This is a genomic window from Actinosynnema sp., from assembly GCF_052038725.1.
This window is the reverse complement of sequence record NZ_JBQGCX010000710.1, coordinates 1-4,228: the sequence shown is the minus strand read 5'-3', so window position 1 is coordinate 4,228 and position 4,228 is coordinate 1. Positions and strand designations below refer to the sequence as shown.

At 76.8% G+C, this 4,228-nt stretch carries 5 protein-coding genes and 1 pseudogene; 1 reads left to right on the top strand and 5 read right to left on the bottom strand.

Annotated features, from left to right (window positions below; genetic code table 11):
- The coding region (locus tag ACTUAL_RS14870) for a PucR family transcriptional regulator (RefSeq protein WP_440900658.1) at positions 1–1,377 on the top strand (1,377 nt) is incomplete at its 5' end.
- A 34-nt stretch (positions 1,378–1,411) separates the two neighbouring features.
- On the opposite strand, the gene ACTUAL_RS14865 is transcribed toward ACTUAL_RS14870, so the two are convergent.
- The 5 genes and pseudogenes from ACTUAL_RS14865 to ACTUAL_RS14845 form a co-directional block, all read right to left on the bottom strand.
- Positions 1,412–2,200, bottom strand: coding sequence for a YidC/Oxa1 family membrane protein insertase (locus ACTUAL_RS14865; RefSeq protein WP_440900657.1), 789 nt, complete (start codon positions 2,198–2,200; stop codon positions 1,412–1,414).
- A gap of 36 nt (positions 2,201–2,236) precedes the next feature.
- On the bottom strand, positions 2,237–2,515 hold the full coding sequence (locus ACTUAL_RS14860; protein WP_096497626.1) for a DUF6412 domain-containing protein: 279 nt from the start codon (positions 2,513–2,515) through the stop codon (positions 2,237–2,239).
- Between the two features lie 18 nt (positions 2,516–2,533).
- Positions 2,534–3,154, bottom strand: a complete 621-nt coding sequence (locus ACTUAL_RS14855) for a uridine kinase (RefSeq protein WP_440900656.1) — start codon at positions 3,152–3,154, stop codon at positions 2,534–2,536.
- Positions 3,151–3,750, bottom strand: coding sequence for a DUF402 domain-containing protein (locus ACTUAL_RS14850; protein WP_096491786.1), 600 nt, complete (start codon positions 3,748–3,750; stop codon positions 3,151–3,153). The genes ACTUAL_RS14855 and ACTUAL_RS14850 overlap by 4 nt, the downstream gene beginning before the upstream one ends.
- 20 nt (positions 3,751–3,770) lie before the next feature.
- Positions 3,771–4,228: pseudogene (locus ACTUAL_RS14845) on the bottom strand (transcriptional regulator); the annotation flags it as partial.

Below are 4,228 nucleotides of genomic sequence, written 5' to 3'. Positions count from 1 at the left end.
GGCCGGGCGGCGTTGCCGCTGGTCAGGGCAGCCGGGGCCGGGGGCGCGGCGGCGGTGGCGGTCAAGCTCGACCGGCCGACCCCGCAGCTGGGCCAAGCCGCCGCCGACGCGGGCGTCGCGCTGCTCGCGGTGCGGCCCGAGGTGCGCTGGGAGCACCTGGAGTCGCTGGCCAGGGCCGTGGTGCGCAGCGCGCGGCTGGCCGCCGACGCGGGCTCGGGCGAGGTGGCGGGCGACCTGTTCGGGCTGGCCCAGACGATCGCGGCGCTGACCGGCGGCGTGGTCAGCATCGAGGACACCGCCAGCCGCGTGCTCGCCTACTCGCGCTCCACCGACGACGTGGACGAGCTGCGCAGGCTGTCCATCCTGGGCAGGCAGGGGCCCGAGCCGTACCTGGCGATGCTCCGCGACTGGGGCGTCTACCAGCGGCTTCGCGCGGGCGAGGAGGTCGTGCGGGTGGACGAGCGGCCGGACCTGGGCATCCGGCGGCGGCTCGCGGTCGGGGTGCTGGCGGGCGACCAGCCGCTCGGCTCGATCTGGGTGCAGGAGGGCGCCACCCCGCTCACCGAGCAGGCCGAACGCGCCCTCGTCGGCGCCGCGCGGGTGACCGCGCTGCACCTGGTGCGCCAGCGCGAGCCCCGCTCGGCGTTCCGGGAGAACCTGCTCACCTCCCTGCTCGACGGCCGCACCGACGCCGCCTCCGTCGCGGGCCAGATCGGCGCGGACCCGGCGAGACCGGCCGCCGTCGTGGTGTTCGCGCTGCGCGGCGACGCGGGCGACCGCACCGAGGGCGAGCTGCGCAGGGCCGAGGTGACCGGGCTGATCTCGGTGCACGCCGCCGCGTACCGGCGCAGCGCCCTGGTCAGCCGCAGCGGCGGCCGGACCTACGCGCTGCTGCCCGACCTGCAACCCGGCGCGGCGCTGCTGCCGCTGACCCGCGAGATCGTCGCGGCGGCCCGCAAGCACACCGGGCTGGTGGTGCAGGCGGCGATCGGCGCCGAGGTGCCCACGCTGGACGAGGTCGCGGTGTCCAGGGGCGAGGCGGACCGGGTGCTCGACGCGATGGCCCGCGACCTGGACGCCCAGGTGGCGACCCTGGCGGACGTGCGGTCGCGGGTGCTGGTCAGCGAGGTGCTGGCGCTGCTCGCCGAGCACCCGCGGGTGCGCGACCCCCGGCTGGAGGCGCTGGACCCGGAGCTGGCCCGGTCGCTGCTGGTGTACCTGGACGCGTTCGGGGACGTGCGGTCGGCGGCGGCGGAGCTGCACGTGCACCCGAACACGCTGCGGTACCGGGTGCGGCGGGCGGGGGAGCTGACCGGGGTGGACCTGGGTGACCCGCTGGTCCGGCTGTTCGCGCAGCTCCAGCTCAGGCTGAGGTGACCGGCGGACCGGGCGGCCCGCCGGTCACCGCAGGTCAGCGCGCCTGGGCGCGGGCCCGAGCGGCGGCCTTGCCGCGTTTGCCGCCCGTGCCCTGCGGCTTCCGCGCGGGCTGCTCGGCGGGCGCGACGGGCTCCTCGGCGACCGCTTCGACCTCGGCCGCGGGCGCGGGCTCCACGACCACCGGCTCGGGCTCCCCGCCCGGCAGCGACCGGTGCAGCCAGGCCCGCTCCGCCAGCGTCCACGCGCCGCTGGTCAGCAGGTACAGCCCCGCCGCCAGCGGCAGCGAGGCCGCCAGCAGCACCGGGGTGAACGCCAGCAGCCGCAGCACCCGCGCCAGGGTCGGCTGCGGCGCCCCCGAGCGCGCGGCCTGCCTGCCCTGCCACAGGTAGCTGCCCAGGCACACCAGCGCCAGCACCGCCAGCAGCCCGAGGAACACCGGGACGCCCGCGCCGCCGTCGGACCAGTGGTCGCCCAGCCGCACCCCGAGCAGGGCGCCGTCGAGCAGCGGGTTCGGGGTGGTCACCAGCTGGTAGACCACCATGAAGAACGGGGCCTGGGCGAGCATCGGCAGGATGCCCGCGAACAGCGAGGTCCCGGCGTCCCCGTACAGCGCCAGGGTCTTCTCCTGGAGCTTCACCGGGTCCTTGCGGTGCTTCTCGGTCAGCTCGCGCAGCTGCGGCGCGAGCGCGGCCCTGGCCTTCTCCCCGCGCACGGCCGCGCGGGTCAGCGGGTGCAGCAGCAGGCGCACCAGCGCGGTGAAGGCGACGACGGCCAGGGCGGGGTCGAGCAGCGCGGCGAGGGCCGCGCCCAGGGTGTGGAACACGGGCGGTTGCTCCGATCACGAGCGGGGGAAGGGGGCTCAGGCGAGGCTGAGCGCCGCTCCCGGTGCTCGCGGGCGGGGTCGGCCCGCCGCGTCCGGATCGCGCAACCGCAGGAACGCCGCGCGCAGGGCCTTCTCGCGCAGCGACAGCGAACGCGCCCACGCGGGCGAGTCCAGGACCAGGGGAGCCGTGGTGAGCACCAGCACGACCAGCGTCACGGCCGTGACCACGGCCAGCAGCTCGGCCGGGCTGTTCACCAGGGACAGGGCGATCAGCGCGGACAGGCACAGCGCGAGCAGCAGGCGCAAGCGGTCCACGGCGGTCACCCCCCTTCCCTAGTCACCCGCCACTGTACGCACCAGCGCGGGCCTCGTGGGGTGGTCGTAGCGGACCAGCACGTCCGGCGCGGGCTCGTACCCCACGTACGCGGGCAGCGTCCACGCCAGCTCCGGCGGCGTGCGCCTGGCCAGCGCGGCGTCCGACAGCCACAGGTGCACGGACAGCTCGAACGGCAGCCACTTGTCCAGCAGCAGCGCCCCGTCGAGCAGCAGCACCCCGCCCTCGCCCAGGCGCGCGTACCCGGCCCGGCTGGCGCGGTCGGTCTCGGCGTTCCACAGCGACGGCAGCACCTCGCCCGACCCGCCCGGTTCGAGCGGGTCCAGCACCTCGCGCAGCAGGCCGCCGGTGTCCACCCACGAGTCCCGGTACGAGTCCGGGTCGGTCCGCCCGTGCTCCAGCCGCACCGAGGCCGGGCGCAGGAAGTCGCGCGCCGACACCCGCAGCACCGGGCGGCCGAGCGCGCGCAGCGGGTCCACCAGCGCGTCGGCGAGCGCGCCGGGGTCGGTGGCGTCCGCGCCGTCGACCACCACGCGCGCGTGCCGGTCGCGGGGCAGCGCGTCGATCCGGCCGACGAGCTCGGCGACCAGCGCCTCCTGGGTCAGCGGGACGACCTTCACGACAGGGGGTAGTCCGCCCAGCCGTCCGGCAGCACCGGGACCGGCCAGTCCGGGTCCGGCTCCCACTTCGCCCAGTCCGGGTCCCACCAGGTCGCGCCCGCCTCGACCATCGCCTCGATCGACCGGCCGACCGCCCGGATCGACTCGGCCTGCCCGGCGGTGTACTTGCCCGCGACGACCTGCTCCTCGAACTCCACCCGGTCCCTGTCCACCCAGCCGCCCTCCGCGGGCAGCCAGTAGTCCAGCTCGTGGTCCAGGGTGTCGATGCCCAGCGGGGTGCGCCGGAACGGGTCCTGCAGGTTCAGGTACCAGCCCTTGAACTGCCGGTCCGGGCCCTCCCAGTACACGTCGACCGAGTAGGCGTCGCCCGGCCGGTGCACCTGGAGCTTGCCGTTGCCGCGCCAGTGCGTGCTGCCCGCCTGCTGCCAGCCGTGCTGCCACGGGTGCTCGGGGAAGCCGAACCGGGTGCCCGGCACGGTGAACAGCACCAGCAGGTCCGGCTCGTCCACGACCACGCGGGTCGGCGTCACCGCCCACGGCCTTCCCCACAGCACTTCCCGGCGCAGCGCCACGTCACCCGGCTGGAAGATCCCCATGCGCCGAGCCTAACCGCGCCTCACGCCTCGGCGAGCGCCCGCCGCAGCCGCGACACCACCAGCTCCCGCCTCGGGTCGGCCCTGGGCAGCAGCCTGGCCAGCCGGTCCAGCGCCTCGGCGTCCTCGTCGCGGGCGAACCGCCACAGCGCCTCCGCGTCGCCCCGGTCCAGCACGGTCCGCCGCACCGCCGCCGCCAGGTCCTCCCGCTCCGCCCGCACCACCGGCGCGTCCGAGCGCGGCAGCAGCTCGTCCCCGTACCCGGAGGCCGCGGCGGTCACGTCGCCGGAGCGCAGCGCCGCCCGCACCGCCAGGAAGTCCCCGCGCACCTCGGCGTCCAGCCGGTACGGCCTGGTCAGCAGCACCCCGCCGAGCTGCGCCCGCAGCCGGTGCAGCTCCGCGCGCACGGTCACCGGGTTGCCGCGCTCCCCGCTCAGGTGGGTGTCCGTGACGAGGCGGCAGAGCGCGGCCCAGCCGGCGC

Coding starts and splice junctions, on each gene's coding strand:
- ACTUAL_RS14850 (WP_096491786.1), bottom strand. CDS start 3,750: ATGGGGATCTTCCAGCCGGGTGACGTGGCGCTGCGCCGGGAAGTGCTG.